Origin of the sequence: Kocuria soli (genome assembly GCF_003797835.1) — a bacterium.
Lineage (GTDB): Bacteria > Actinomycetota > Actinomycetes > Actinomycetales > Micrococcaceae > Kocuria > Kocuria soli.
In genome coordinates this window covers 1-1,432 of the sequence record NZ_RKMF01000029.1, presented here as the reverse complement: position 1 = coordinate 1,432, position 1,432 = coordinate 1, and the positions used below count along the sequence as shown (strand labels likewise).

Here is a 1,432-nt window from a genome sequence, read left to right as displayed (position 1 = left end):
GGGCTCTTCACAGATGAGGGTGTAGACCCCGAAGTGGCCGCTGGCGTGGCGGTGACCGGGTAGGCGTCGAGGCCTTCCGAAGATGGAAGTTCCTACACTGCCCATCCGGAAGGCCTCGACGTGCTCCACGCTACTCTCGCTGCCCCTGACCTCGACACGTTCTGCCAGCTCGATCGCCTCGGACTCACCGCCGTCGGCGAGAAGATCGAGGCCCAGTGTTCGGTGCTGGAATGCCGCCTACGGGCCGACGACGACTGGTGCCGCCAGTGCGGTCAGCAGGGCGTGCCCCAAGGTACGTTCAGGCGCCGACTGGCGCACGTGCCCATGGGCTGGCACCCCACGCCCCTGCACGAGAAAGTCCGGCGGTATCGATACCCAGACTGCGCCATCGTGTGGCGCCAAGACACCAGCACTGCCGCCGAGCCAAGGGCGAAGCTCTCCCGTCATGCCGCCCTCTGGGCGCTGCGCGCTGTGGTCATCGACCGGCTCTCGATCAAGCGCGTGACCGCGGGACTCGGGCTCGCCTGGAACACCGCCAATGACGCCGTGCTGGCGGCCGGGCACCGGCTGCTGATCAACGACCCCGCCAGGCTCGAGGGGTGCAGGTCCTCGGCGTCGATGAGCACGTGTGGTCCCACACCGGCCACGGGCCGAAGTACGTCACCTGATCATCGACTTGACGCCGATCCGCGCCGGCACAGGGCACTCGCGGCTGCTCGACATGATCCCGGGCCGGTCGAAGCAGGTCTTCAAACACTGGCCGGAGGCTCGCTCGACGGCGTTCCGCGGCGGGATTCGAGATCGTGGCCATGGACGGCTTCACCGGCGACAAGACCGCCGCCGAAGAAGTCCCCGCGGCGACCGCGGTGATGGACCCCTTCCACGTCGTAGCCCTGGCCGGGGAGAAGATCGATCAGTCCCGCCAGCGGGTGCAGCAGGCTACGCTCGGTCACCGGGGCCGGGCCGGGGACCCGCTCTACGGTATCCGCCGCATCCTGCTCACCGGAGCCAGTCTGCTCACTAGCAGACAGACCGCCCGCCTTCAGGCCGTGTTCGCCTGCGATGCTCACCTCGAGGGCGAGGTGACGTGGAGCGCGTATCAGCGGATCGTGACCGCCTACCGTGACCCCGACCGGGTAGGCCGGCAAGCGGCAGGTGCAGGCGGTGATCAGCTCCTTGGCTCACGGTGTGCCTGAGCCGCTCACGGAGCTGATCACGCTGGGCCGGGCCGTGAAGCGCCGGGCCGCGGATGTGCTCGCGTTCTTCGAACACCCTGGCTCCAGCAACGGTCCGACAGAGGCGATCAACGGCCGGCCGGAGCACCTGCGAGGCACCGCCCTGGGCTTCGGCAACCTCGGTCACTACATCACCCGCTCTCTGCTCGACACCAGGGGCTTCAGGAACGAGCTACACCGCCATCTGTGAAGAGCCG

General features: G+C 68.3%; 1 pseudogene. It reads left to right on the top strand.

The features are described 5' to 3' along the window. Nucleotides 1-120 precede the first annotated feature (120 nt). Nucleotides 121-1,425, top strand: a pseudogene (locus EDL96_RS13290) (ISL3 family transposase). Nucleotides 1,426-1,432: the final 7 nt, after the last annotated feature.